Raw genomic sequence first — 23,268 nt, forward strand, 5'->3', positions numbered from 1 at the left:
ACAGCCGAGTGCTTGAAGTGAAGGAGGGAAAACAATGGCATACCAAAAGTTGGGCCGTAATTCCAGCGCACGTAAAGCTTTGTTCCGTGACCTGGTAACCGACCTGTTCTTATACGAACGCATTCAGACAACTGAAGCGAAAGCAAAAGAGGTTCGCTCTATTGCTGAAAAATTGATCACTAAAGCGAAAAAGGGAGATCTTCATGCCCGTCGCCAAGTGGCAGCTTATGTTCGCCGCGAAACTATCGATGGTGAGCAAGATGCAATCCAAAAACTGTTTAGCGAATTGTCCGGTCGTTACGCTGAGCGTCCAGGTGGATACACTCGTATCTTGAAACTGGGACCTCGTCGTGGTGACGCAGCGCCAATGGTTTACTTGGAACTGGTAGACCGCGCGTAAAACAGATGAGATGAGGAAAGGGGACAGAATCAACGATTCTGGATTAACCCTTTTTTTCTCTTCATTTCGGAATTCGTGCTGTAATAGAAGCTCCGTAAGGGGCTTCTTTTGCTGTTCGGGATAGGGATATGTATAGTATGGAACAAAGGTGTGGTATTAATGCGGAACTTATGTATGACGTTAACTTATGATGGCACTGCCTATTACGGCTTCCAAGTACAGCCGGGTGGGAATACCATTCAGGATCATCTTGAAGATGCGATTCGTGCTTTAACTGGTGAGAAGGTTAAAATTACAGGTTCAGGCCGAACAGATGCAGGTGTTCACGCTCGCAGACAGATCTTCAATTTTCCTACGGAGTCCCAGATCCCGATTGAACGCTGGTGTATTGCACTCAACTCCAGATTACCCTCCGATATTGTCGTTATTGATGCGATTGAAGTTTCGGCTGATTTTCATTCTCGCTATGCAGCGAAAAAGAAAACGTATCGTTATACAGTCAATGCGAATCAATTTCCGGATGTATTCAACAGAAGACTGCAATATCATCATCATGCGAAGCTTGATATTATGGCAATGCAGGAGGGCTTACGACATTTCATAGGGACGTATGATTTTACCTCTTTTGCTTCACGCAAGTCTCAGAAAGAGAATCATGTCCGTTCGGTATACGAAGCATGGATGGAAGTGGACCGATCAATGTGCAGAGACCATCCGCGCGATCAGGGTGTCATTCACATTTATGTGAGTGGTAACGGCTTTTTGCAGCATATGGTTCGTATCATTGTAGGGACACTGCTGGAGATCGGAGAGGGCAAACGGAAAGCCTCTGATGTACCAAATATGATTGCTGCATGTAATCGATCTGCTGCAGGACCTACTGCAGTTAGCTGCGGTTTAATGCTCTGGGATCTTGAATACAACAAAGATTAAATTTGGTGAGTGAAAAGCTTAATTAACACTTGCGATTTAATCGCCTATCATGTAATATAAAAGTTGTGTTTTCTTAATGGCTTTCCCACAGCCCCAATTAAGAGGTTCACATCAAATTTACAATCCATCAACACCTAAAGTTATAACTTAACGATCGAAGATAAATGAAAATGATGATTTTGAACATTTTAAGGAGGAACTTTTCATGCGTACTACGTACATGGCGAAGCCTAACGAAGTTGAGCGCCAATGGCACATCATTGATGCTGAAGGCAAAACCCTCGGACGTTTGGCGAGCGAAGCAGCAGCTTTGATTCGCGGCAAACACAAGCCACAATTCACTCCACATGTGGACACTGGCGATTTCGTTGTTATCATCAATGCTGAGAAAATCGTATTGACTGGTAAAAAAATGCAAGGTAAAAAATACTACCGTCACTCAATGCACCCAGGTGGTTTGAAAGTAACTACAGCTGAAGAGATGGTTAAAAACAAACCTGAGCGTATGTTGGAATTGGCTGTTCGCGGTATGCTTCCTAAAACTCGCATGGGCGAGAAAATGAAGTTGAGACTTAAAGCGTACAGAGGCACTGAGCATCCACATGCAGCACAAAAACCAGAAGTTTACGAACTTCGCGGTTAATTAAAAGGAGGACAGTTTCATGGCACAAGTACAATACTATGGGACAGGTCGTCGTAAACATTCGGTAGCACGTGTTCGCCTTGTACCGGGTGAAGGACGCATTGTCATCAATAAACGTGATATTAATGAATACTTCGGTTTGGAAACACTCAAACTGATCGTAAAACAACCACTGAACTTGACAGAAACGCTCAACAACTATGACGTTCTTGTTATTGCTCATGGTGGCGGAATCTCCGGTCAAGCCGGCGCTATCCGTCATGGTATCTCCCGCGCTCTGCTCAAAGCAGATCCGGAATACCGTGCATCCCTGAAAAAAGCAGGATTCCTGACTCGTGACCCACGTATGAAAGAGCGTAAAAAATACGGTCTTAAAGCGGCTCGTCGCGCACCTCAGTTCTCCAAACGTTAATATTAAAAGCCTTTGGCCTCGGTCAAAGGCTTTTTTATATATTCATGACTATTCCGCCATATATTATATTAGTTTGTGCGATAGCTCTCATACCTCTGATGTCTCTCCCTGTGCTTGTGCATTTTTCCTCCATTGCTTTTTTCTATGTTCTCTTAATGTCCCTAAATACAATCCTTTAATATGTACGTTAATACATCTACATCTTACTGAACCTCTCTAATCGTTTAGATCATTGGATTTGCTCTTACGCTCTTACTCATCGCTCACCACACATTCTATAACATCTCTTTATAAAATCATCTGTTAGAACTCACTCCGGATTTCTTGAATGAACTCGGCTTACTGTTTTTGCGCTTAAATCTTTATTGCAAACCATATCAGTATTTCTTATGGAAGCGATAAAAGTCCCTTACATATCAACCGCTAAATGTCGCAACGCTGATCCCCTTAAAACTTCTGCTTTTCGTCCTTCATCTTCAATCGCCCATTGAATTTTTGATGTTGCTCTTTGCGACATGAACTGTCCAAACCCAGCAGCAGCAAAGGTTTCCCAGGCTAAGAGATGTATTTTCACCTTCCTAATGACCTGAGCCAACAGCATTGTTTTTATCTCGTAAACAGAGAAATGGATAAATTGAACGAAAATATTGTGTGAGAGCGACGATTAAAAATGGTCAAAAACTGATTTATTTTACCATATGGCAGGCATTGACATCCCCAATGAAAGATTTATACTAAACATAATTCATATTAGATTAGTCGGCTTTAGGGAGTATTGAAATGCAGAATGGGGGAAATTCACAGATGAACTTGTTGGAGAAAGAAGAATTGGCACGGACGAAGGCAGAGGAACTGGAACATGCTAGTCCGGAGGATATTATTCGTTACGCTATTGAAACATTTCCTAATATCACTTTTGCATGTAGCTTTGGTGCAGAAGATGTTGTACTTGTAGATATGTTGCAGAAGATTAGCCCATCCACAGATATTTTTTATCTGGATACAGATTTTCACTTTAAAGAAACATACGAAACACGTGATAAGATGCAGGAGAACTACAACCTTGAATTTGTACGCGTGTCACCTAAGATTACTCCGGAAGAGCAGGCAGCTCAACACGGTGAAGAGTTGTGGAAGTCTGATCCCAATGGGTGCTGTAACATTCGCAAAGTCGAACCGTTAACACGTATTCTTTCTCAGTATGATGCATGGATTACAGGTATTCGTAGAGATCAAGCACCAACTCGTGCAAACTCAAAGAAGGTTGAATATGATTCCAAATTTGGCCTGATGAAGTTTAATCCGATTGCACACTGGACGACTGAGGATGTATGGCAATATATTCGTGACAATAACGTTGTATATAACCCTCTTCATGATCAGAACTACCCAAGTATTGGTTGTGAGCATTGCACACGTCAGGTTATGCCTGGTGAGGACCCTCGTGCTGGACGCTGGTCTGGTAATGATAAGACGGAATGTGGCCTTCATAAATAATAGATATACAAGGAGCTGACAAGATGACATCGATTCTGCCTCATGGAGGTACGCTGGTTCAGCGTATCGTACAAGGAGAAGAACGGGAGCAGTTGTTGCAAGACAGTAAAAACTTATCCTCTTTGCTTATTAATACCTGGACGATATCAGATTTGGATCTGATTGGTGTAGGTGCTTTCTCACCACTTCAAGGTTTCTTGAATGAGGAAGATTACCTCTCGGTGGTATCTCGCATGCGTCTCGCCGATGGAACTGTCTGGAGTATACCAATCACACTTGCTGTTGACGATCAACAAGCCGCATCCCTCCAGATTGGTGAACGTGTGAAACTTGTTGGTGATCAAGATGGAGTCACATATGGATTGCTCGAAGTCCAAAGTATATACCAGGTGGATCAGGGTGAAGAAGCCCGGCGTGTATTCAAAACAGATGATCCTGAGCACCCGGGTGTTAAAAAACTGTTGGAGCGTCCTGCAACATACGTAGGAGGTCCAATCCAAGTGCTGAACCGTCCAAAACCTTCGAAATTCGAAGAATTCTATTATGATCCTGCAGATACCCGGAAGATTTTTCAGGAGAAGGGTTGGAAGACCGTAGTGGGTTTTCAGACACGTAATCCGGTCCATCGGGCTCATGAATACATTCAGAAGAGCGCTATGGAGATTGTAGACGCACTCTTCCTGAATCCGCTTGTTGGAGAGACGAAGTCGGACGATGTTCCCGCAGATGTTCGGATGAAGAGTTATCTGGTATTACTGGAGAACTATTACCCGGCTGATCGTGCGTTCCTTGGTGTGTTCCCCGCAGCGATGCGGTATGCCGGTCCACGTGAAGCTATTTTCCATGCAATGGTTCGCAAAAATTACGGGTGTACCCACTTTATTGTTGGTCGTGACCATGCGGGTGTTGGTGATTATTATGGAACATATGAAGCACAGGAGATCTTTACTAACTTTACAGCAGAGGAACTGGGGATCACTCCGTTGTTCTTCGAACATAGTTTCTTCTGTACCAAATGTGGAAACATGGCATCCAGCAAAACTTGTCCACATGATAAAGAACATCATATGGCGCTTTCTGGCACCAAAGTACGCGGGCTGCTCCGTGACGGCCAGTGCCCTCCACCTGAATTTACACGTCCTGAGGTAGCTGAGGTGCTGATTGAAGGAATGGCGGAGCAAGTCCGGTCCTAGCGGTATATTTGTCCATCTTGTCCCATATAGATGATTAGAATCATTTATAGGGACGAGGTGGTTTTTTTTATGCGTAAAAATATGGGGAAACACTTTGTAGTCTGGATTAGGTTAAAAACAATTAAAAGGGTCATGCTGAGTCTCTGTCTACTGGCCATGTTAGTGGCGGTAATGTCCTATGAACTGCCTTCCGCTAAGACGTCAGGTTATTGGAGTTTGCCGATGGCAGGTAAAGTCATTGCCATTGATGCAGGACACGGAGGTCCAGATGGAGGAGCGGTGAGTAAACAGGGGGTTATTGAAAAAGATATCAATCTGTCTATCGCCCTGTATGTGAGAGATTATTTGCAACAGGCAGGGGCCTTAGTGGTTATGACACGAGAAATAGATACCGATTTGGCCGAATCGGACACCAAGGGGTACTCCAAACGTAAGACGGAAGATCTGAAACAAAGAGTACGGCGGATAGAGGATAAGCAAGCAGATCTCTTTATTAGCATTCACATGAACAGTGTCCCATCCAACCGCTGGAGTGGAGCGCAGGTTTTCTATACAACGAACCATCCGGATAACGAAGGTTTGGCTAATCTGCTTCAACAAGAGATGGTTCGTAATCTGGAGAATACAGATCGAATCGCCAAAACGGTGAATACGGTTTATCTGTTACAGGCGCTGAAGATCCCTTCAGCGCTGGTAGAAGTGGGTTTCCTTTCTCATCCGGAAGAGGCACGTATGCTTGCCGACGAAGCTTATCAACGCAAGGTGGCTGCTTCGATCTATAATGGAATTCTCAGATATTCCTCTGGAGAACGGCCTAAAAGTTAGTCAGAACAAGAAAGGTAATGATATAATTGGATCAGCATACCTAATTACATGCCAATAGATAAAGCTGAGGTGCTGTCTGATGTTATCAAAAGAACAGATACTTGAACTATTACAGCCATTACAAGAACCACAATTGGGAGTAAGTCTGACCGAACTGGAATGGGTTCGAGATATTATGGTGAAAGAAAATCATGTGGCTCTGACCATAGTGACACTGGAAAATCGACCTGAGGATACAACAGCCTTGAGTGATGCAGCGCGTAATCTTTTGTCCCAGCACGGACTGAAGGATGTACATATTCGTGTACGTGCAGCTTCTGAGCATGATCGTGAGAGCCTGAATATGGGACGACCCGATGATGAGCCAGATCGGGACGAAGTGCTCGTAAAAGGTCACGCAGCGGGTCTGGATGGACATGAGCTGTTAAGTCCTGAATCGGGTGTTCGTTTTATTGCTGTGGCCAGTGGTAAAGGTGGCGTTGGTAAATCAACGGTAACCGTTAATCTGGCTGTAGCTTTGGCACGTCAAGGCAAGAAAGTGGGCTTAATTGATGCGGATATCTATGGCTTCAGTGTACCCGACATGATGGGGATTGAAGAATATCCGGTCGTTGAAGATGGCGTTATTCAACCGGTTGAACGTTTTGGCGTCAAAGTCATGTCGATGGGCTTCTTTATTCGGGAGAACAACCCGGTAATCTGGCGTGGACCCATGCTAGGTCGGATGCTGCGTCAATTCTTTACGGATGTCCAGTGGGGCGAATTGGATTATGTATTACTGGATTTGCCACCAGGTACGGGAGATGTTGCTTTGGATGTGCATCAGATGTTGCCACAGAGTAAGGAGATCATCGTTACCACGCCGCATGCAACGGCAGCTTTTGTCGCAGCACGTGCGGGTGCGATGGCCATTCAGACCGATCATGAGTTGCTTGGTGTGGTTGAGAATATGGCTTACTATGAGTGTGGCAGTTGCGGAGAGAAGGATTATGTCTTTGGTCGTGGAGGCGGGGGGAGACTTGCGGAAAGTCTGCATACAAGCCTGCTTGCCCAGATTCCATTAGGCACGCCGGATAATCATCCTTCCGAGCCTGATTTCTCACCTTCAGTTTACAAAGCAGATTCCCGTATAGGGGCTATCTACGATGAAGTTGCGCGGTCCATTGAATCCAAATTCTAATGGTATGAGTGTTATAAATACAAATAAAGCCTGCGTCCACCATTCGGATGCAGGCTTTTCAGTTTCTGTAATATACCAACATCTACTGTTTATGAACCTCCACCGCCGCCAGAATCTCCACTTCCACCATCTCCGCCATCACTACCACCTTCGCCCTGACCCTCTTGCTGTCCGCCTTGCTCTTCCCCCTGTTTTCCGCCACTTTCCACTTTGGGTTGCAATTCGTCCTGTACTACCTTCTTGAGCAAAGTGAGTACTTCCATGCGGAACAACGGGTTTTGCATCACTTCCTGCATGACAGTCATCGTCTGTTTACGATAATCCGGAGTCTTCGTCATATCCATGAACATCTTGGATACCTCAGGTGACTTCATGATGTCTTCAACAGACTTTTGATATGTGGGATCTTTAATCAATTGCATATGAAGTTGTTTACTTTGTGCGTTGATCACTTTGGCAAATTCACCCGCAAACTGCGGATCGGTCATGATCTTTTCGAACTCCTTCTTATATTCGGGAGCTGTGATGGTATCTTTTACTGCAATACGTATTTGTTCCGAAGATTGCACAGGCATTAACATTTTCATACCAATGGTTCCCGAACCACCACCCGATCCGCCGCCACCTTCTTCTGAACCGCCGCCTTCACCGCTGGATGAGCTTTGACCGGTAAGAGCTTCCTCTACCGCTTTCTTGCCTTCGTCACTTTTCAAAATATCTACAACCATTGTTTTCATCTCTTTATAACTGCCCTGAGGAGGCGAAGAACTCTGATCTGAACCGCAGCCGACAAGCATGACGGATAGCCCCAGTACGACACAGCATAGCTGCCACAAAGGCCGTTTCATGTGTACAATCCCTCCTTGATTAGATACTGGATGTAGTATGTGATGGGAAAGGGGGAAATATGTTGAGCAATGATGGTTTTTTGCTGAGAAGGTTGGTAAAATAAACACTCGGGGGTGGAAAACTTTTGAATTTACGTAGATGGTTTTTCCTGTTTTGGACAGCCTTGCTTATTGGGGCCGCGGGAGCATTGGGTACAGGATTGATTATGATGCTGGTGAACGGGGAGAAAACAAATGGGTTGAATGATTTTCTTCTGTATCTTTTGATACTATTCGGATCAGGGGTTATGATCAGCGTGTATTCACAAATGGGTTTCTTTGCATATCTGATATTGAATTATATGGGTAAAGGTGTATTTCCAAAGCGCGGTTGGCAGATCGTGCAGATTGTACTAACGGTGTTAGCCCTGCTTGACGTGATGTTTTTACGTCTGTTTGTTGGGGGAGACCGGGAGCGCATATCGGATATTGTGTTAGGTATCATTATTTTGGCAGCTGCAATTGTTACCGCTTACGTTAAAGTAAAGCTGACTCATATCTCCGCGCTCGTACCTACACTCTTTTTCATGATTGCCGTCACCATAGTGGAGACGATCGGCGTATTACGTATTGATGTGAATGCTGCAACCATATTTATTGTGGTTCCCTTGCTCCTATGTAATGCATACCAAATGCTGATATTGCACAGGCTGGTGGATGTATCTACGAATCGGAGTGTAAGTGGAAAGGCAGAACAGTTGAAAGAAAGCCGAGCATAGAATTCGTTTTGCATAAAAAACATACCAAAAAGAGCTAACCTGGTTAGCTCTTTTCAACTTTTACACTCGTATTTGAGCTGTAGCCCAAGCAATCTACCAATTATTGACCGCTGGCTTGATCACGAACTTCCTTACCTTCTACACTGGAATGGTTAAGCAACTCAGACACGGTTACGAATTCATAGCCCTGATTTTTTAATTTGTCGATAATGACAGGGAGTGCTTCATGTGTTTGTTTAGAAGAATCGCTTGCATGCAGCAGTACGATGTCCCCTGGATGTGCTTTGCTTACTACGCGATCAACTATGGTCTGTACACCAGGGTTTTTCCAATCCAAAGAGTCGGTATCCCACTGCACAACCTGATAATTCAGACTATTGGCTACCTGAAGCACACGCTTGTCAAAGTCCCCGTTGGGCAGACGCAGTAATTTCGGTTCTTTTCCCGTTAAATCGGTTAAAATGCTATGAGCTGTCGAAATTTCTTTGCGTATTTCTTCTTCGGTCAGGCTGCTGTAGTTTTCATGTCTGTGACCATGGCTGCCAATTTCATATCCTGCCTCTTTGATGGCAGTAACAATTTCAGGGTGTGTCTTGCTCCAGGGGGAGGAAAGGAAAAAGGTTGCCTTCTGCACTTTATTCTCCTGAAGAACTTTCAGAATCGGCTCTGTCCGTTTATCTCCCCAGCTAATGTCAAAGGTAAGTGCGATTACCTTCTTCTCGGTTGGAACGCTGTAGACGGCTGATGGTGCTTCCTCCGAGAATACGGAGACGTTCCCACTCTCCAGATAAATAATACCGATCGCAAAGATGGCAGCAACGAGGACAATCAGGTACCGTTTAATCTTTTTGCCGCTAAATACATAGAACGAGTTCATTTCAATAAGCGCCCCTCTCCCATAAGAAATGCTTGTTTACTCTCCAATGTATGCTCGTACTCCCCAGTTATTCGTAACGGAACCTTGTTTGTCCATCATTTTAGATTCTACAGGAGGTTATTATGTTAAAATTCAGTACATTTCTTAGAGATCTTAGTTCCATTCGCAGTGCATTAATCTGGTCCGTAGTTTTGTTTGCTGTTGGTATAGGGGCAGGATGGGTGAGTACAGGGCCACTGGAAGAACTATTGTTGAACCAAATCGGAGGACTACGTGAAGTCAGTGAACGGCTGGAGCAGGGGGGCAATGTGCAATGGAACTTCTTCCTGTTTATCTTTTTCAATAATGCCATCAAAAGTGTACTTGTCATCTATGCTGGTATATTCTTCGGAATTCTGCCTCTCATCTTCCTGCTGATCAATGGGATGGTCCTTGGATTTGTGGTGCACACCACGATGAATTATGGAGCAAGCTTCTATGATATTGTGGTTAAAGGTTTACTTCCGCATGGCATTATTGAGATTCCTGTCATTATTATTGCTTGCGCCTTCGGACTGAAGTTTGGTGGTCTGGTTATCAAAAGCCTTGCGCAACTTGGAAGTGACAAGCGAAATACGATGGGTACCCGGTGGAGAGTATTCATGAATAGGACATTAACGGCATCCTTCTGGGTTGTCATCTTGCTTCTTGTTGCAGCAATCATCGAAAGCACACTTACGTATACTCTGGTGAGAGGATAAAATTTTGTGCTGGTTGGCATTCATAAATTTTCAGAAAGTTGACCATAACAATAAAACGGGTTCCAGCAGCACCCACAAAAGCGAGAATGCACGGGGTGTTGCATGAAACTTGTGTAAGTGTGATAAAGAGGCTATGCACAAAAAGGAGAACTCTAATGCTGGGTATGTTGTTTAACGAGAAGGAATGCAAGGAACTAGACTATGTGCTGCGTAAAGAATTAGATGAAATGCTGTTCGATCTGAGTGATAATCGTCTTGACCAAGAGATCAAATATGCTATCGCGAGCCGATATAAGACTGTGTTCCGCATGTATGCACGCTTTGCCCCGCCAAAAGAGTTGTCCAAGTATGCAAGAGGTGGGAAGCTGAAAAAGTCGAAGCCATAATGCTGAAGCTGGTCATATATTCGATTTACAGTAGTGGAATGAGGTGCGGCTCTTCATAGCGGGTGCTGTACCTCTGAACCATGAGAATGTGAAATTGTTATGGGATTCATACTTTTTGTCGAAAAAGGGTTGACCTTTCTAATTTCATATGGTAAATTAATTTTCGTTCCTTTTTTAGGAGCGGTTCACTGAAACAAGCATGAAAATAAAGCGATTGAAAATAATCGGAAAAATAATGCTTGCAAAGAGAACTTCAACATGATATATTATAAAAGTCGCCGCTGAAACGACGACAACATGAAAAACAGCACTAAATTGAATTTTTGATCTTTGAAAACTGAACAACGAGTGAGTAAACATTCTGCTTGCAGAATGAAACGCGAAAGTTTGAGACAAGCCTTGGCTTGAATCGGCTGGAGCACAAATGAGATTTTTAATCTCGTCAGATTCAAAATGAGCTTATCGCTCTTTTCAATACTTTATTGGAGAGTTTGATCCTGGCTCAGGACGAACGCTGGCGGCATGCCTAATACATGCAAGTCGAGCGGACTTGAAGAGAAGCTTGCTTCTCCGATGGTTAGCGGCGGACGGGTGAGTAACACGTAGGCAACCTGCCCTCAAGTTTGGGACAACTACCGGAAACGGTAGCTAATACCGAATAGTTGTTTTCTTCGCCTGAAGGAAACTGGAAAGACGGAGCAATCTGTCACTTGGGGATGGGCCTGCGGCGCATTAGCTAGTTGGTGAGGTAACGGCTCACCAAGGCGACGATGCGTAGCCGACCTGAGAGGGTGATCGGCCACACTGGGACTGAGACACGGCCCAGACTCCTACGGGAGGCAGCAGTAGGGAATCTTCCGCAATGGGCGAAAGCCTGACGGAGCAATGCCGCGTGAGTGATGAAGGTTTTCGGATCGTAAAGCTCTGTTGCCAGGGAAGAATGCTTGGGAGAGTAACTGCTCTCAAGGTGACGGTACCTGAGAAGAAAGCCCCGGCTAACTACGTGCCAGCAGCCGCGGTAATACGTAGGGGGCAAGCGTTGTCCGGAATTATTGGGCGTAAAGCGCGCGCAGGCGGTCATTTAAGTCTGGTGTTTAATCCCGGGGCTCAACCCCGGATCGCACTGGAAACTGGGTGACTTGAGTGCAGAAGAGGAGAGTGGAATTCCACGTGTAGCGGTGAAATGCGTAGATATGTGGAGGAACACCAGTGGCGAAGGCGACTCTCTGGGCTGTAACTGACGCTGAGGCGCGAAAGCGTGGGGAGCAAACAGGATTAGATACCCTGGTAGTCCACGCCGTAAACGATGAGTGCTAGGTGTTAGGGGTTTCGATACCCTTGGTGCCGAAGTTAACACATTAAGCACTCCGCCTGGGGAGTACGGTCGCAAGACTGAAACTCAAAGGAATTGACGGGGACCCGCACAAGCAGTGGAGTATGTGGTTTAATTCGAAGCAACGCGAAGAACCTTACCAGGTCTTGACATCCCTCTGACCGGTACAGAGATGTACCTTTCCTTCGGGACAGAGGAGACAGGTGGTGCATGGTTGTCGTCAGCTCGTGTCGTGAGATGTTGGGTTAAGTCCCGCAACGAGCGCAACCCTTATATTTAGTTGCCAGCACTTCGGGTGGGCACTCTAGATAGACTGCCGGTGACAAACCGGAGGAAGGTGGGGATGACGTCAAATCATCATGCCCCTTATGACCTGGGCTACACACGTACTACAATGGCCGGTACAACGGGCTGCGAAATCGCGAGATGGAGCCAATCCCAACAAAGCCGGTCTCAGTTCGGATTGCAGGCTGCAACTCGCCTGCATGAAGTCGGAATTGCTAGTAATCGCGGATCAGCATGCCGCGGTGAATACGTTCCCGGGTCTTGTACACACCGCCCGTCACACCACGAGAGTTTATAACACCCGAAGTCGGTGGGGTAACCGCAAGGAGCCAGCCGCCGAAGGTGGGATAGATGATTGGGGTGAAGTCGTAACAAGGTAGCCGTATCGGAAGGTGCGGCTGGATCACCTCCTTTCTATGGAGAATCGTTTCCTGCAACGGAAACATTCAAATAAGCAGGTTCTTAGAACCTGCGACAGCGATTCATTTCGGTCCGTCACTTCGGTGTGGATGAAATGAAGAGCAAAGCAACTCACTCGTTGTTCAGTTTTGAGAGCTCAAACTCTCAAACGTTTGGTGGCGATAGCGAAGGGGTTCCACACGTTCCCATCCCGAACACGACCGTTAAGCCCTTCAGCGTCAATGGTACTTGGACCGCAGGGTCCTGGGAGAGTAGAACGCCGCCAAGCGTAACCCATTTTGGGTTCAAATAGTATATGTAATGTGGGCCCTTAGCTCAGTTGGTTAGAGCGCACCTCTGATAAGGGTGAGGCCGGTGGTTCGAGTCCACCAGGGCCCACCATCTATACCTTTAAACTTTATATGGGGCCATAGCTCAGCTGGGAGAGCGCCTGCCTTGCAAGCAGGAGGTCAGCGGTTCGATCCCGCTTGGCTCCACCAAAAAAATTTTACAAGTTTGTTCTTTGAAAACTAGATATCGAAACGAAACAAACGCGAATTAGAACATTCCTTTAAGCTGATCTTGTGTAAACAAGTGAAGTGTTTTTATAAGGTAGATTGCACGTACGATGGTATCGAATGGGAGCGACTTTTGGCTTTGCGCAAGCAAAACAAGGGAAGCGAGCAGTCGAAACCGGAGCACGAGGTTAAGCTACTAAGAGCACACGGAGGATGCCTAGGCGCTAGGAGCCGATGAAGGACGTGGCGAACAACGAAACTGCCTCGGGGAGCTGTAAGCAAGCTTTGATCCGGGGGTGTCCGAATGGGGAAACCCAGCTGGGGTAATTTCCAGTTACTCATAACTGAATACATAGGTTATGCAGAGGCATACCAGGGGAACTGAAACATCTAAGTACCCTGAGGAAGAGAAAACAATAGTGATTCCGTCAGTAGCGGCGAGCGAACGCGGAGAAGCCCAAACCAGAGAGCTTGCTCTTTGGGGTTGTGGGACGTCTCACATGGAGTTACAAAGGAACCGGTTAAGCGAAGAGGTCTGGAAAGGCCCGCCAAAGAAGGTAAAAGCCCTGTAATTGAAAGTCTGTTCCCTCCGAGACGGATCCCGAGTAGTGCGGGGCACGTGAAACCCCGTATGAATCCGGCAGGACCATCTGCCAAGGCTAAATACTTCCTAGCGACCGATAGTGAAGCAGTACCGTGAGGGAAAGGTGAAAAGCACCCCGGAAGGGGAGTGAAATAGAACCTGAAACCGTGTGCTTACAAAAAGTCAGAGCCCGTTTTAGGGGTGATGGCGTGCCTTTTGTAGAATGAACCGGCGAGTTACGTTCCCGTGCAAGGTTAAGGTGAAGAGCCGGAGCCGCAGCGAAAGCGAGTCTGAATAGGGCGATATAGTACGTGGACGTAGACCCGAAACCGGGTGATCTACCCCTGTCCAGGGTGAAGGTGCGGTAACACGCACTGGAGGCCCGAACCCACGCATGTTGAAAAATGCGGGGATGAGGTGGGGGTAGCGGAGAAATTCCAATCGAACTCGGAGATAGCTGGTTCTCCCCGAAATAGCTTTAGGGCTAGCCTCGGAAAACAGAGTCGTGGAGGTAGAGCACTGATTGGGTGCGGGGCCCGCAAGGGTTACCAAGCTCAGTCAAACTCCGAATGCCATAGACTTACTTCCGGGAGTCAGACAGTGAGTGCTAAGATCCATTGTCAAAAGGGAAACAGCCCAGACCATCAGCTAAGGTCCCCAAGTGTGTGTTAAGTGGGAAAGGATGTGGAGTTGCACAGACAACCAGGATGTTGGCTTAGAAGCAGCCACCATTGAAAGAGTGCGTAATAGCTCACTGGTCGAGTGACTCTGCGCCGAAAATGTAACGGGGCTAAACACACCACCGAAGCTATGGCTTGATGCTTTGCATCAGGGGTAGGGGAGCGTTGTATAAGGGTTGAAGGTGTACCGTAAGGAGCGCTGGACATTATACAAGTGAGAATGCCGGTATGAGTAACGAAAAGATCAGTGAGAATCTGATCCGCCGAAAGCCTAAGGGTTCCTGAGGAAGGCTCGTCCGCTCAGGGTAAGTCGGGACCTAAGGCGAGGCCGAAAGGCGTAGTCGAAGGACAACAGGTCGAAATTCCTGTACCACCGTAAGCCGTTATGAGCAATGGGGGGACGCAGTAGGGTAGTGACGCGGACTGATGGATGTCCGTCTAAGCAGTAAGGCTGATGTGTAGGCAAATCCGCACATCATTAAGGCTGAGCTGTGATGGGGAGCGAAAATTATAGTAGCGAAGGTCATGATCTCACACTGCCAAGAAAAGCCTCTAGCCAGGTGAAGGTGCCCGTACCGCAAACCGACACAGGTAGGCGAGAAGAGTATTCTAAGGCGCGCGGAAGAACTCTCGTTAAGGAACTCGGCAAAATGACCCCGTAACTTCGGGAGAAGGGGTGCCCCGGTAGTGTGAATAGCACGAGGGGGCCGCAGTGAAAAGGCCCAAGCGACTGTTTAGCAAAAACACAGGTCTGTGCGAAGCCGTAAGGCGAAGTATACGGGCTGACGCCTGCCCGGTGCTGGAAGGTTAAGGGGAGTGGTTAGGGAGTAATCCCGAAGCTGTGAACCGAAGCCCCAGTAAACGGCGGCCGTAACTATAACGGTCCTAAGGTAGCGAAATTCCTTGTCAGGTAAATTCTGACCCGCACGAATGGCGTAACGACTTGGGCGCTGTCTCAACGAGAGATCCGGTGAAATTTTAATACCTGTGAAGATGCAGGTTACCCGCGACAAGACGGAAAGACCCCATGGAGCTTTACTGCAGCTTGATATTGAATTTGGGTACGATCTGTACAGGATAGGTGGGAGCCTTTGAAGTGTGAGCGCCAGCTTGCATGGAGGCAACGTTGGGATACCACCCTGATCGTATCTAGGTTCTAACCTGGTACCGTAATCCGGTGCGGGGACAGTGTCAGGTGGGCAGTTTGACTGGGGCGGTCGCCTCCTAAAGAGTAACGGAGGCGCCCAAAGGTTCCCTCAGAATGGTTGGAAATCATTCGAAGAGTGCAAAGGCATAAGGGAGCTTGACTGCGAGACCTACAAGTCGAGCAGGGACGAAAGTCGGGCTTAGTGATCCGGTGGTACCGCATGGAAGGGCCATCGCTCAACGGATAAAAGCTACCCTGGGGATAACAGGCTTATCTCCCCCAAGAGTCCACATCGACGGGGAGGTTTGGCACCTCGATGTCGGCTCATCGCATCCTGGGGCTGAAGTAGGTCCCAAGGGTTGGGCTGTTCGCCCATTAAAGCGGTACGCGAGCTGGGTTCAGAACGTCGTGAGACAGTTCGGTCCCTATCTGTCGTGGGCGTAGGAAATTTGAGAGGAGCTGTCCTTAGTACGAGAGGACCGGGATGGACGTACCGCTGGTGTACCAGTTGTTCCGCCAGGAGCACCGCTGGGTAGCTATGTACGGACGGGATAAACGCTGAAAGCATCTAAGCGTGAAGCCCCCCTCAAGATGAGATTTCCCAGTATGTAAGACCCCTTGAAGACGACGAGGTAGATAGGCTGGGGGTGGAAGTGCAGCAATGCATGGAGCTGACCAGTACTAATCGGTCGAGGGCTTATCCAATAGCAAGTGATAATTCGCATGTTTCGTTTCGAATCTAGTTTTCAGAGAACGATCTCTGAATGTAAGCTAAGCTATGCGTTTGGTGGCGATGGCGGAGGGGTTCCACACGTACCCATCCCGAACACGACCGTTAAGCCCTCTAGCGCCGATGGTACTTGGACCGCAGGGTCCTGGGAGAGTAGGACGCCGCCAAGCGAACTCTTTCATCATACATAGAAAACAGGCTCTGCATGTGGACGTTGTACGATGAATTGCATTTGCCCTGCAAATGCATATTATTCCCTGATAGCTCAGTTGGTAGAGCACTCGACTGTTAATCGAGTTGTCACAGGTTCGAGCCCTGTTCGGGGAGCCATTTGCTCTCATAGCTCAGTAGGTAGAGTGCATCCATGGTAAGGATGAGGTCACCGGTTCGATCCCGGTTGAGAGCTTTGGAAATGGGGCCCGTTGGTCAAGGGGTTAAGACACCTCCCTTTCACGGAGGTAACAGGGGTTCGAATCCCCTACGGGTCATAAAGTTGGAGGCTTAGCTCAGCTGGGAGAGCATCTGCCTTACAAGCAGAGGGTCGGGGGTTCGATCCCCTCAGCCTCCACCATATTTTTTATTGGGGATTAGCCAAGCGGTAAGGCAACGGACTTTGACTCCGTCATGCATAGGTTCAAATCCTATATCCCCAGCCATTTTAGTATGAGTCATTAGCTCAGTTGGTAGAGCACCTGACTTTTAATCAGGGTGTCGAAGGTTCGAGCCCTTCATGACTCACCATCATATGCGCGTGTGGCGGAATTGGCAGACGCACTAGACTTAGGATCTAGCGTCTTTGACGTGGGGGTTCAAGTCCCTCCACGCGCATCCTTTATTTGCGGAAGTGGCTCAGCGGTAGAGCATCGCCTTGCCAAGGCGAGGGTCGCGGGTTCGATTCCCGTCTTCCGCTCCAATATTTTGCGCCCTTAGCTCAGCTGGATAGAGCGTTTGACTACGAATCAAAAGGCCGGGAGTTCGAATCTCTCAGGGCGCGCCATTATTTTTTTAGTATCGGGATGTAGCTCAGCTTGGTAGAGCACCTGGTTTGGGACCAGGGGGTCGCATGTTCAAATCGTGTCATCCCGATTTTTTTGTTTATGCGGGTGTAGTTCAATGGTAGAACTTTAGCCTTCCAAGCTAATAGCGTGGGTTCGATTCCCATCACCCGCTTACAGGATATAATAAAAAAGCCTTTGCAGATGCAGAGGCTTTTTTATTTTTATTAACGTAATAATTAGCAGTTATGTAAAGTACAATACAGGTTTATTTAAAAAAGAGCCAAGACCCCTTTACTATCCAAATAGGGAGGTCTTGGCTCTTATGTTTATCTCTGTGGATGAGCTGCTTCTAAGACGTAGCAGCTATTGTAACGTGACGTGAGTACTATTTAACGTTCGTTGTGGTCCGTCACTCTTTTACGCATGCCAGCTAATCCAAGCAGTCCCAGCAAACCGAGCCAGCCCCAATCCATGTCGTTGTCACGGTCGTTTGTTGTGGCGTTCGCCCGAACATTGTTGGTACGATAGTCACCATTGTTGCGGTAGTTTCCATCCATATTCAGGTTGGTATTTGTGCGATCCATGTAGTTGGTGTCCTGATAAGACCGGACACGTGAGCCATTGGTGTTGGTATCCATTCCTTTGGACATTTGACCATCAGCAGCAGCAGGGCCAGCCATCGCGGCTACCAGAAGCACGGAAGCAATAATTGTTGTACCTTTCTTCATCATTTGGATTCCTCCTTTTTAGTAAGAGCTATAGATTAATCTGCCCAATAAGCTAAGAACATTATGTAGAAATGGTCTGTTAAGATATCCCTACGTTTACAGTAGGCTAGGAACATACATAAGAACCTCCCCTAATAAGCAGACTTGTAGTGGGAAGAAATTTATAATTACACCTTTAATTTATTGCGTCACTGTGGTAAAGTATACAAAAGCTTGCTTTGCCGGTCATGTTTCTTTGTATATCATCTGTTCTCAAATAATGAAATTATGCGGTTTAACCTTACGATCAGGTACCATGGAATCATATCTAAAGTAACTGTATATTTATAAATTTTTAAGCATAGGTATGAGACATTTGATTTATCTAAAGTACGTGAAAAAGGTATCATGCGACAGCATATGACCATTAATTGAAGCAGAACAAGAAAATGAATAAAAAAGCGTGTTTTTGTGCTGTAAATCGGGGATAATCCCCATTTTTTCTAGTAGAAAAATAAAGATTTTCGTACCATTTTATTGTATGATGTTATGAAGGTGTCAAATTTACGTGTACGAATGGAACGATCAGATGGGAGGATAAGCATGACTGAAACTATGGTAACCGCCAGCAAAAGCCAATCCAACAACCTGCTTCGGCGAGACGTGCGGTTCCTGGGCAATATACTCGGAGAAGTTCTTGTCCATCAAGGCGGCACGGAGCTTCTAGATATCGTTGAGAAGATTCGGGAAACGAGCAAATCGTTGCGTGCAGAATTTTTGCCAGAACTCTATGCAGAGTTCAAAACGATGATCCAGGAATTAGACTCGGACAATCGTCACCAGGTTATTCGGGCTTTCGCTATTTATTTTCAATTAGTTAATATTGCTGAACAAAACCATCGGATCCGGCGTAAACGGGATTATGAACGTTCTGCAGGGGACGCTGTGCAGCCAGGATCGATTGAGAAAGCAGTACAGGATCTTAAGGAACGTGGACTGTCTCATACAGAGGTGGAAGAGATTCTCGACGATTTGTCGTTGGAACTCGTTATGACAGCTCACCCAACCGAAGCCATGCGCCGGGTTATACTGGACATCCACAAGCGGATATCCGAAGATGTCATGTCACTTGATAATCCTACGCTGACGTTGCGTGAACGTGAACAGTTGCGTGAGAAACTGCTGAATGAGGTTATTACACTCTGGCAGACAGATGAACTTCGCGACCGTAAACCGACTGTACTCGATGAAGTGCGGAACGGGATGTATTACTTTCATGAAACGTTGTTCCACGTACTTCCGGATGTATATCAGGAGCTGGAACGCTGCCTGAACAAATTTTATCCTGACCATGACTGGCATGTGCCGACGTATTTGCGGTTCGGTTCCTGGATCGGTGGAGACCGGGATGGAAATCCTTCGGTAACTTCAGATGTAACATGGCAGACGCTGTTGATGCAACGCAAGCTTGCTTTGCGTGAATACCAACGGATTATGATTGAACTTATGGGCCATCTCAGCTTCAGCACAAACATCATTCATGTATCGGATGAGCTGGTGCAGTCGATTGAGCAGGACCGTAATTCTGTTACATTGAAAAAAGTGGATATCTGGCGGAATGAAAAAGAGCCATACCGCATCAAATTGGCCTATATGATTGCCAAGCTGAACAATGTACTGGATGAGAACAAATTAGGTCAGCCTGACCGTTATCATAGCGCACAGGATTTAATTGATGAATTGATGATTATTGATCGAAGTCTGCGCCATCATTTTGCCGATTACGTAGCAGATACGACCATTCGCAAAATGATTCGTCAAGTCGAGTTGTTTGGTTTCCATACTGCAGCATTGGATGTGCGTCAGCACAGTAAGGAACATGAAAATGCGATGTCGGAGATTTTGGCGAAAATGAACATTGTAGAGGATTATGCGCGTCTGACTGAAGACGGTAAAATCGATCTGCTTGCTCGTTTGCTGGATGATCCACGTCCGCTTACTTCTCCTTATCACCAATACACGGAGGGAACCAAAGAGTGTCTGGATGTCTTCCGTACCATCAAGCGTGCCCAGAACGAATTTGGGAACGGCTGTATCACAAGTTACCTGATCAGTATGACGCAGGGCGCAAGTGATTTGCTGGAGGTTATGGTATTTGCCAAGGAAGTGGGCTTATTCACCAAAGGTCACAACGGTGACGTTGTATCTACACTTCAAGCGGTACCGCTGTTTGAAACGATTGATGATCTACATGCGGCTTCGGACATTATGCAGAAGCTGTTCAACCTTCCTGTATACCGCGCAAGCGTAAAAGGACGGAATGAACTACATGAAATCATGCTTGGTTATTCAGACAGTAACAAGGATGGCGGAGTGGTTACAGCCAACTGGGAACTGCGCGTAGCAATGAATGCCATCACGGCTGTAGGTAATGAACACGGCGTTAAGCTGAAGTTCTTCCATGGACGTGGCGGGGCTCTTGGACGTGGCGGCATGCCACTCAACCGCAGTATTCTTGCTCAACCACCGCATACCATTGGTGGAGGCATCAAGATTACGGAGCAGGGAGAGGTTATTTCTTCCCGTTATTCCCTTCAGGGGATTGCATACCGCAGTCTAGAGCAGGCAACTTCGGCTTTGATTACAGCAGCACTCAATGGTCTTGAGCCGCAGGAGTCAGCATCCGAGCGCCATTGGGACAGCATCATCAAAGAGATTTCGGAAGTATCTCTGACGAAATATCAGGATCTGATTTTCCGTGATCCAGACTTTTTCACCTTCTTCAAAGAATCAACGCCGCTTCCGGAGGTTGGTGAGCTGAATATTGGTTCCCGTCCATCCAAGCGTAAAAATAGCGATAAGTTTGAAGATCTGAGAGCGATCCCTTGGGTATTCGCATGGACTCAAAGTCGATATCTGCTTCCGGCATGGTATGCGGCAGGAACAGGATTGCAAAGTTACTATCAGGATAAAGAGGAAAATCTGGTTGTTCTGAAAGAAATGTATGCAAGCTTCCCATTCTTCCGCACATTAATTGATACGGTACAGATGGCCGTAGCCAAGGCAGATCTGGTGATTGCCAAAGAATACTCAGCCATGACTTCGAACAAAGAAGCACGAGATCGCATTTACGGTCAGATCGAAGCCGAATTCAAGCTCACAAAAGAGCTGATTTTGAAAATTACCGGAGAAGCTGAAATTCTGGATGATGTACCGGTTATTCAAGAATCCATTCGTCTTCGTAACCCTTATGTAGATCCGTTGTCCTACATGCAAGTTCAACTTCTGAGCGAGCTCAGAGATATGCGTGAACGTGGTGAGGATGATACGGAACTGCTTAGAGAAGTATTGCTGACAATCAACGGCATCGCTGCAGGACTGCGTAACACAGGTTGATGATTGAACTGTTGCATTTGAATAATCATATGTAACAAAGTACCCATTACTTTGTTAACTAAAAAGCTCCATTCTCTGCTCTACGGAGTAAGAGATGAAACGGGACTCCTGCGGGAGTTCCCGTTTTTACTGTTTTTGGCGGATATTTGTCATACAGTCTTGATTTTTGACCAAAGTTGATTTACGATTTGATTGGTGAATTACAAGTGTGGACGGGTATCAGAAGACGGAAGACCCATCAGCATGTCTGGGGGAATAAGGGTGGACAATTTGGAGAACAGGCTTGTGAAACTGGTGCTCAAGGGCGACCAGAGAGCCTTTGCAGAAATCGTTGAACTATATAAGGACAAGCTATTTCATTTGGCATATCGGATGCTGAACAATCGTCATGAAGCTGAAGACGTTGTGCAGGAGACGTTTTTGCGTGTGTTTCGTAATATGGAGAAGTACGATCCGAACCAGAAGTTCTCAACCTGGATCTACCGGATCGCGACGAATCTGTGTATTGACCGACTGCGTAGAAAGAAACCTTCATACTCTTTGGATGCTGAACTGAATGACCAGGAAGGATCTGATGGTTATGCCATGCTCCCGAGTGATGATCGTACACCGGAGAGTGAAGCACTTCTGTCAGAAACGCAGACACTCATTCGTGAGGCCATTGACAGTTTGCCAGCCAAGTATAAGTCCGTTATGATTCTGAGATATTTACAGGACTTGTCGCTACAGGAAATCAGTGACGTGACAGGTATGCCCGTAACAACGATCAAGACACGCGTTCATCGGGGCCGTGATTTTCTACGTAAAAAATTGGAGTATAAGTTATAAATGTTAAACGCCTTTAAATATGGGCGAAATTATTTGAAACATATCCGAAACGGATGCGTATGTAATGTATGCAAGTCTTATGCGTGCTTTTTAATGGCACATGGACTAAGTGATTTAAGAAAGGATTGGCTCTCATATGGATTGCAACTCGGCCGTCTCTTTAATGCATGAATGTTTGGATGAGTCGTTGTCCCCGGCCCAGAAGGTTGAACTGAAAAGTCACCTTGTGATCTGTCCGGATTGTCGCATGCGCTTTAAAGAGTTGGAACAGACGGAAATGTTACTCTTTGCCATGAAACACTATTCACCGTCTGCCTCTGATGAGCTGACCAATCGAATTATGAATGCTCTGCCCCAGCCCAAGAGACAGCAAGCATGGCTCAAATGGGTCAAAGGACATCCCGCGCTGACGGCGGCAGCCTTCTTTTTGGTCGTGATGCTCTTTAGCGCCTTGAATTTCTGGAATCAGAATAACGAAATGGTTGTTAAGGGAAATAATCTGGACCAGATCGTGATTCAGGGTAACACGGTTATTGTTCCTGAAGGTAAGTCAATTGCTGGCGATCTTACGATAGAAAATGGAACCGCACAAGTATATGGTGATGTGAACGGCAATCTGACGGTTATCGACGGACAACTGTTTCAGGCTTCAACGGCGCATATTTCAGGTCAGGTGAAAAGTATTGATCAGGCGCTGGACTGGTTCTGGTACAAAATAACCAATATGGTAAATGAAGTGGCTTATCGCTAGAACAGGGTAAAATCTTCAATGGTATATACCAAGCAGGGTACCTCCAGATTGCATGGGGTACTCTTTTTTTATACGCAAACTTTGTAATTCATGGGAAATGTGATGTTTATGTGCAGTTTGAGACTGCCGTAACTTGCAACCTGAACGTTAACGTTATAACCTAGATACTAAAGAGAACATACTACTACATATAGATAAGCATTTTGCACAAATCGAATGAT

At 46.4% G+C, this 23,268-nt stretch carries 18 protein-coding genes, 13 tRNA genes and 4 rRNA genes; 31 read left to right on the forward strand and 4 right to left on the reverse strand.

The window, feature by feature from the left end:
• Window positions 1-34 precede the first annotated feature (34 nt).
• From rplQ to rpsI, 4 genes are all read left to right on the forward strand, one after another.
• The gene (rplQ, locus tag QF041_RS24365; RefSeq protein WP_017692102.1) at window positions 35-400 is read left to right on the forward strand and encodes a 50S ribosomal protein L17; all 366 of its coding nucleotides are present in this window, start codon (window positions 35-37) and stop codon (window positions 398-400) included.
• A 159-nt stretch (window positions 401-559) separates the two neighbouring features.
• Entirely contained in the window at window positions 560-1,333 is a 774-nt protein-coding gene (truA, locus tag QF041_RS24370) for a tRNA pseudouridine(38-40) synthase TruA (protein WP_307415968.1), read from the forward strand.
• 205 nt (window positions 1,334-1,538) lie between these two features.
• Window positions 1,539-1,976 carry a 50S ribosomal protein L13 gene (rplM, locus tag QF041_RS24375; RefSeq protein WP_024633564.1) on the forward strand — a complete coding sequence of 146 codons (438 nt, stop codon included), beginning with the start codon at window positions 1,539-1,541 and terminating at the stop codon, window positions 1,974-1,976.
• Window positions 1,977-1,995: 19 nt separating this feature from the next.
• Complete coding sequence (gene rpsI / locus QF041_RS24380; RefSeq protein ID WP_017692105.1) at window positions 1,996-2,388, forward strand: 30S ribosomal protein S9; 393 nt, start codon at window positions 1,996-1,998, stop codon at window positions 2,386-2,388.
• 409 nt (window positions 2,389-2,797) lie between these two features.
• Here rpsI and QF041_RS24385 read toward each other — a convergent pair whose 3' ends face one another.
• Window positions 2,798-2,989 carry a hypothetical protein gene (locus QF041_RS24385; protein WP_307415969.1) on the reverse strand — a complete coding sequence of 64 codons (192 nt, stop codon included), beginning with the start codon at window positions 2,987-2,989 and terminating at the stop codon, window positions 2,798-2,800.
• Between the two features lie 203 nt (window positions 2,990-3,192).
• On the opposite strand from QF041_RS24385, the gene QF041_RS24390 reads away from it, so the two are divergent.
• From QF041_RS24390 to QF041_RS24405, 4 genes are all read left to right on the forward strand, one after another.
• Complete coding sequence (locus QF041_RS24390) at window positions 3,193-3,885, forward strand: phosphoadenylyl-sulfate reductase (protein WP_124118836.1); 693 nt, start codon at window positions 3,193-3,195, stop codon at window positions 3,883-3,885.
• Between the two features lie 23 nt (window positions 3,886-3,908).
• Window positions 3,909-5,078: a sulfate adenylyltransferase gene (sat, locus tag QF041_RS24395; RefSeq protein WP_307415970.1), complete on the forward strand. Its 1,170-nt coding sequence runs from the start codon at window positions 3,909-3,911 to the stop codon at window positions 5,076-5,078.
• Window positions 5,079-5,147: 69 nt separating this feature from the next.
• On the forward strand, window positions 5,148-5,903 hold the full coding sequence (gene cwlD, locus QF041_RS24400) for an N-acetylmuramoyl-L-alanine amidase CwlD (protein WP_036607212.1): 756 nt from the start codon (window positions 5,148-5,150) through the stop codon (window positions 5,901-5,903).
• A 79-nt stretch (window positions 5,904-5,982) separates the two neighbouring features.
• A complete protein-coding gene (locus tag QF041_RS24405; protein ID WP_307415971.1) occupies window positions 5,983-7,083 on the forward strand; it encodes an Mrp/NBP35 family ATP-binding protein in 1,101 nt (366 codons plus the stop codon).
• Between the two features lie 89 nt (window positions 7,084-7,172).
• On the opposite strand, the gene gerD is transcribed toward QF041_RS24405, so the two are convergent.
• A complete protein-coding gene (gene gerD, locus QF041_RS24410; RefSeq protein WP_307415972.1) occupies window positions 7,173-7,931 on the reverse strand; it encodes a spore germination lipoprotein GerD in 759 nt (252 codons plus the stop codon).
• Between the two features lie 125 nt (window positions 7,932-8,056).
• On the opposite strand from gerD, the gene QF041_RS24415 reads away from it, so the two are divergent.
• Entirely contained in the window at window positions 8,057-8,689 is a 633-nt protein-coding gene (locus QF041_RS24415; RefSeq protein ID WP_047841115.1) for a KinB-signaling pathway activation protein, read from the forward strand.
• 100 nt (window positions 8,690-8,789) lie between these two features.
• On the opposite strand, the gene pdaB is transcribed toward QF041_RS24415, so the two are convergent.
• Window positions 8,790-9,566: a polysaccharide deacetylase family sporulation protein PdaB gene (gene pdaB, locus QF041_RS24420; protein ID WP_091039181.1), complete on the reverse strand. Its 777-nt coding sequence runs from the start codon at window positions 9,564-9,566 to the stop codon at window positions 8,790-8,792.
• 122 nt (window positions 9,567-9,688) lie between these two features.
• On the opposite strand from pdaB, the gene QF041_RS24425 reads away from it, so the two are divergent.
• The 19 genes from QF041_RS24425 to QF041_RS24515 all read left to right on the forward strand — a co-directional run bounded on the left by QF041_RS24425 (window position 9,689) and on the right by QF041_RS24515 (window position 17,537).
• Complete coding sequence (locus QF041_RS24425) at window positions 9,689-10,306, forward strand: stage II sporulation protein M (protein ID WP_307415974.1); 618 nt, start codon at window positions 9,689-9,691, stop codon at window positions 10,304-10,306.
• A 155-nt stretch (window positions 10,307-10,461) separates the two neighbouring features.
• Window positions 10,462-10,692 carry a hypothetical protein gene (locus QF041_RS24430; RefSeq protein WP_017692114.1) on the forward strand — a complete coding sequence of 77 codons (231 nt, stop codon included), beginning with the start codon at window positions 10,462-10,464 and terminating at the stop codon, window positions 10,690-10,692.
• A gap of 479 nt (window positions 10,693-11,171) precedes the next feature.
• Window positions 11,172-12,724, forward strand: a 16S ribosomal RNA gene (locus tag QF041_RS24435).
• A gap of 157 nt (window positions 12,725-12,881) precedes the next feature.
• A 5S ribosomal RNA gene (gene rrf / locus QF041_RS24440) occupies window positions 12,882-12,998 on the forward strand.
• A 36-nt stretch (window positions 12,999-13,034) separates the two neighbouring features.
• Window positions 13,035-13,111: transfer RNA gene (locus QF041_RS24445), tRNA-Ile, on the forward strand.
• A gap of 22 nt (window positions 13,112-13,133) precedes the next feature.
• Window positions 13,134-13,209 (forward strand) — tRNA-Ala (locus QF041_RS24450).
• 204 nt (window positions 13,210-13,413) lie between these two features.
• Window positions 13,414-16,342 (forward strand): 23S ribosomal RNA (locus QF041_RS24455).
• A gap of 78 nt (window positions 16,343-16,420) precedes the next feature.
• A 5S ribosomal RNA gene (gene rrf / locus QF041_RS24460) occupies window positions 16,421-16,537 on the forward strand.
• The 16S, 23S and 5S rRNA genes sit together here with 13 tRNA genes alongside, the layout of an rRNA operon.
• Before the next feature lie 84 nt (window positions 16,538-16,621).
• Window positions 16,622-16,697: transfer RNA gene (locus QF041_RS24465), tRNA-Asn, on the forward strand.
• 3 nt (window positions 16,698-16,700) lie between these two features.
• Window positions 16,701-16,773, forward strand: a tRNA-Thr gene (locus tag QF041_RS24470).
• Between the two features lie 10 nt (window positions 16,774-16,783).
• Window positions 16,784-16,855, forward strand: a tRNA-Glu gene (locus QF041_RS24475).
• Window positions 16,856-16,862: 7 nt separating this feature from the next.
• Window positions 16,863-16,938, forward strand: a tRNA-Val gene (locus QF041_RS24480).
• 10 nt (window positions 16,939-16,948) lie between these two features.
• A tRNA-Gln gene (locus QF041_RS24485) sits at window positions 16,949-17,023 on the forward strand.
• A gap of 9 nt (window positions 17,024-17,032) precedes the next feature.
• Window positions 17,033-17,108: transfer RNA gene (locus QF041_RS24490), tRNA-Lys, on the forward strand.
• 6 nt (window positions 17,109-17,114) lie between these two features.
• A tRNA-Leu gene (locus QF041_RS24495) sits at window positions 17,115-17,195 on the forward strand.
• A gap of 10 nt (window positions 17,196-17,205) precedes the next feature.
• Window positions 17,206-17,280 (forward strand) — tRNA-Gly (locus QF041_RS24500).
• 7 nt (window positions 17,281-17,287) lie between these two features.
• A tRNA-Arg gene (locus QF041_RS24505) sits at window positions 17,288-17,364 on the forward strand.
• A gap of 15 nt (window positions 17,365-17,379) precedes the next feature.
• Window positions 17,380-17,453, forward strand: a tRNA-Pro gene (locus QF041_RS24510).
• Between the two features lie 13 nt (window positions 17,454-17,466).
• Window positions 17,467-17,537, forward strand: a tRNA-Gly gene (locus QF041_RS24515).
• A gap of 217 nt (window positions 17,538-17,754) precedes the next feature.
• Here QF041_RS24515 and QF041_RS24520 read toward each other — a convergent pair.
• Entirely contained in the window at window positions 17,755-18,096 is a 342-nt protein-coding gene (locus QF041_RS24520) for a WGxxGxxG family protein (protein WP_307415975.1), read from the reverse strand.
• Between the two features lie 579 nt (window positions 18,097-18,675).
• Between QF041_RS24520 and ppc the strand changes: the two genes are divergently transcribed.
• From ppc to QF041_RS24535, 3 genes are all read left to right on the forward strand, one after another.
• Window positions 18,676-21,468, forward strand: coding sequence for a phosphoenolpyruvate carboxylase (ppc, locus tag QF041_RS24525; protein ID WP_100529907.1), 2,793 nt, complete (start codon window positions 18,676-18,678; stop codon window positions 21,466-21,468).
• A 261-nt stretch (window positions 21,469-21,729) separates the two neighbouring features.
• Window positions 21,730-22,296, forward strand: coding sequence for an RNA polymerase sigma factor SigW (sigW, locus tag QF041_RS24530; protein WP_017692117.1), 567 nt, complete (start codon window positions 21,730-21,732; stop codon window positions 22,294-22,296).
• Between the two features lie 136 nt (window positions 22,297-22,432).
• Entirely contained in the window at window positions 22,433-23,047 is a 615-nt protein-coding gene (locus QF041_RS24535; RefSeq protein WP_036614042.1) for a zf-HC2 domain-containing protein, read from the forward strand.
• The last annotated feature ends 221 nt before the right edge of the window (window positions 23,048-23,268 follow it).

It is taken from the genome of Paenibacillus sp. W2I17, assembly GCF_030815985.1.
Classification (GTDB): domain Bacteria; phylum Bacillota; class Bacilli; order Paenibacillales; family Paenibacillaceae; genus Paenibacillus.

What these genes read in the sequence shown, in the direction of transcription:
- rplQ (WP_017692102.1), top strand. Translation starts at nt 35, where the DNA reads ATGGCATACCAAAAGTTGGGCCGTAATTCCAGCGCACGTAAAGCTTTG.
- QF041_RS24385 (WP_307415969.1), bottom strand. Translation starts at nt 2,989, where the DNA reads ATGCTGTTGGCTCAGGTCATTAGGAAGGTGAAAATACATCTCTTAGCC.
- rpsI (WP_017692105.1), top strand. Translation starts at nt 1,996, where the DNA reads ATGGCACAAGTACAATACTATGGGACAGGTCGTCGTAAACATTCGGTA.
- QF041_RS24405 (WP_307415971.1), top strand. Translation starts at nt 5,983, where the DNA reads ATGTTATCAAAAGAACAGATACTTGAACTATTACAGCCATTACAAGAA.
- QF041_RS24430 (WP_017692114.1), top strand. Translation starts at nt 10,462, where the DNA reads ATGCTGGGTATGTTGTTTAACGAGAAGGAATGCAAGGAACTAGACTAT.
- ppc (WP_100529907.1), top strand. Translation starts at nt 18,676, where the DNA reads ATGACTGAAACTATGGTAACCGCCAGCAAAAGCCAATCCAACAACCTG.
- gerD (WP_307415972.1), bottom strand. Translation starts at nt 7,931, where the DNA reads ATGAAACGGCCTTTGTGGCAGCTATGCTGTGTCGTACTGGGGCTATCC.
- rplM (WP_024633564.1), top strand. Translation starts at nt 1,539, where the DNA reads ATGCGTACTACGTACATGGCGAAGCCTAACGAAGTTGAGCGCCAATGG.
- truA (WP_307415968.1), top strand. Translation starts at nt 560, where the DNA reads ATGCGGAACTTATGTATGACGTTAACTTATGATGGCACTGCCTATTAC.
- sat (WP_307415970.1), top strand. Translation starts at nt 3,909, where the DNA reads ATGACATCGATTCTGCCTCATGGAGGTACGCTGGTTCAGCGTATCGTA.
- QF041_RS24390 (WP_124118836.1), top strand. Translation starts at nt 3,193, where the DNA reads ATGAACTTGTTGGAGAAAGAAGAATTGGCACGGACGAAGGCAGAGGAA.
- QF041_RS24535 (WP_036614042.1), top strand. Translation starts at nt 22,433, where the DNA reads ATGGATTGCAACTCGGCCGTCTCTTTAATGCATGAATGTTTGGATGAG.
- QF041_RS24520 (WP_307415975.1), bottom strand. Translation starts at nt 18,096, where the DNA reads ATGATGAAGAAAGGTACAACAATTATTGCTTCCGTGCTTCTGGTAGCC.
- cwlD (WP_036607212.1), top strand. Translation starts at nt 5,148, where the DNA reads ATGCGTAAAAATATGGGGAAACACTTTGTAGTCTGGATTAGGTTAAAA.
- pdaB (WP_091039181.1), bottom strand. Translation starts at nt 9,566, where the DNA reads ATGAACTCGTTCTATGTATTTAGCGGCAAAAAGATTAAACGGTACCTG.
- QF041_RS24425 (WP_307415974.1), top strand. Translation starts at nt 9,689, where the DNA reads ATGTTAAAATTCAGTACATTTCTTAGAGATCTTAGTTCCATTCGCAGT.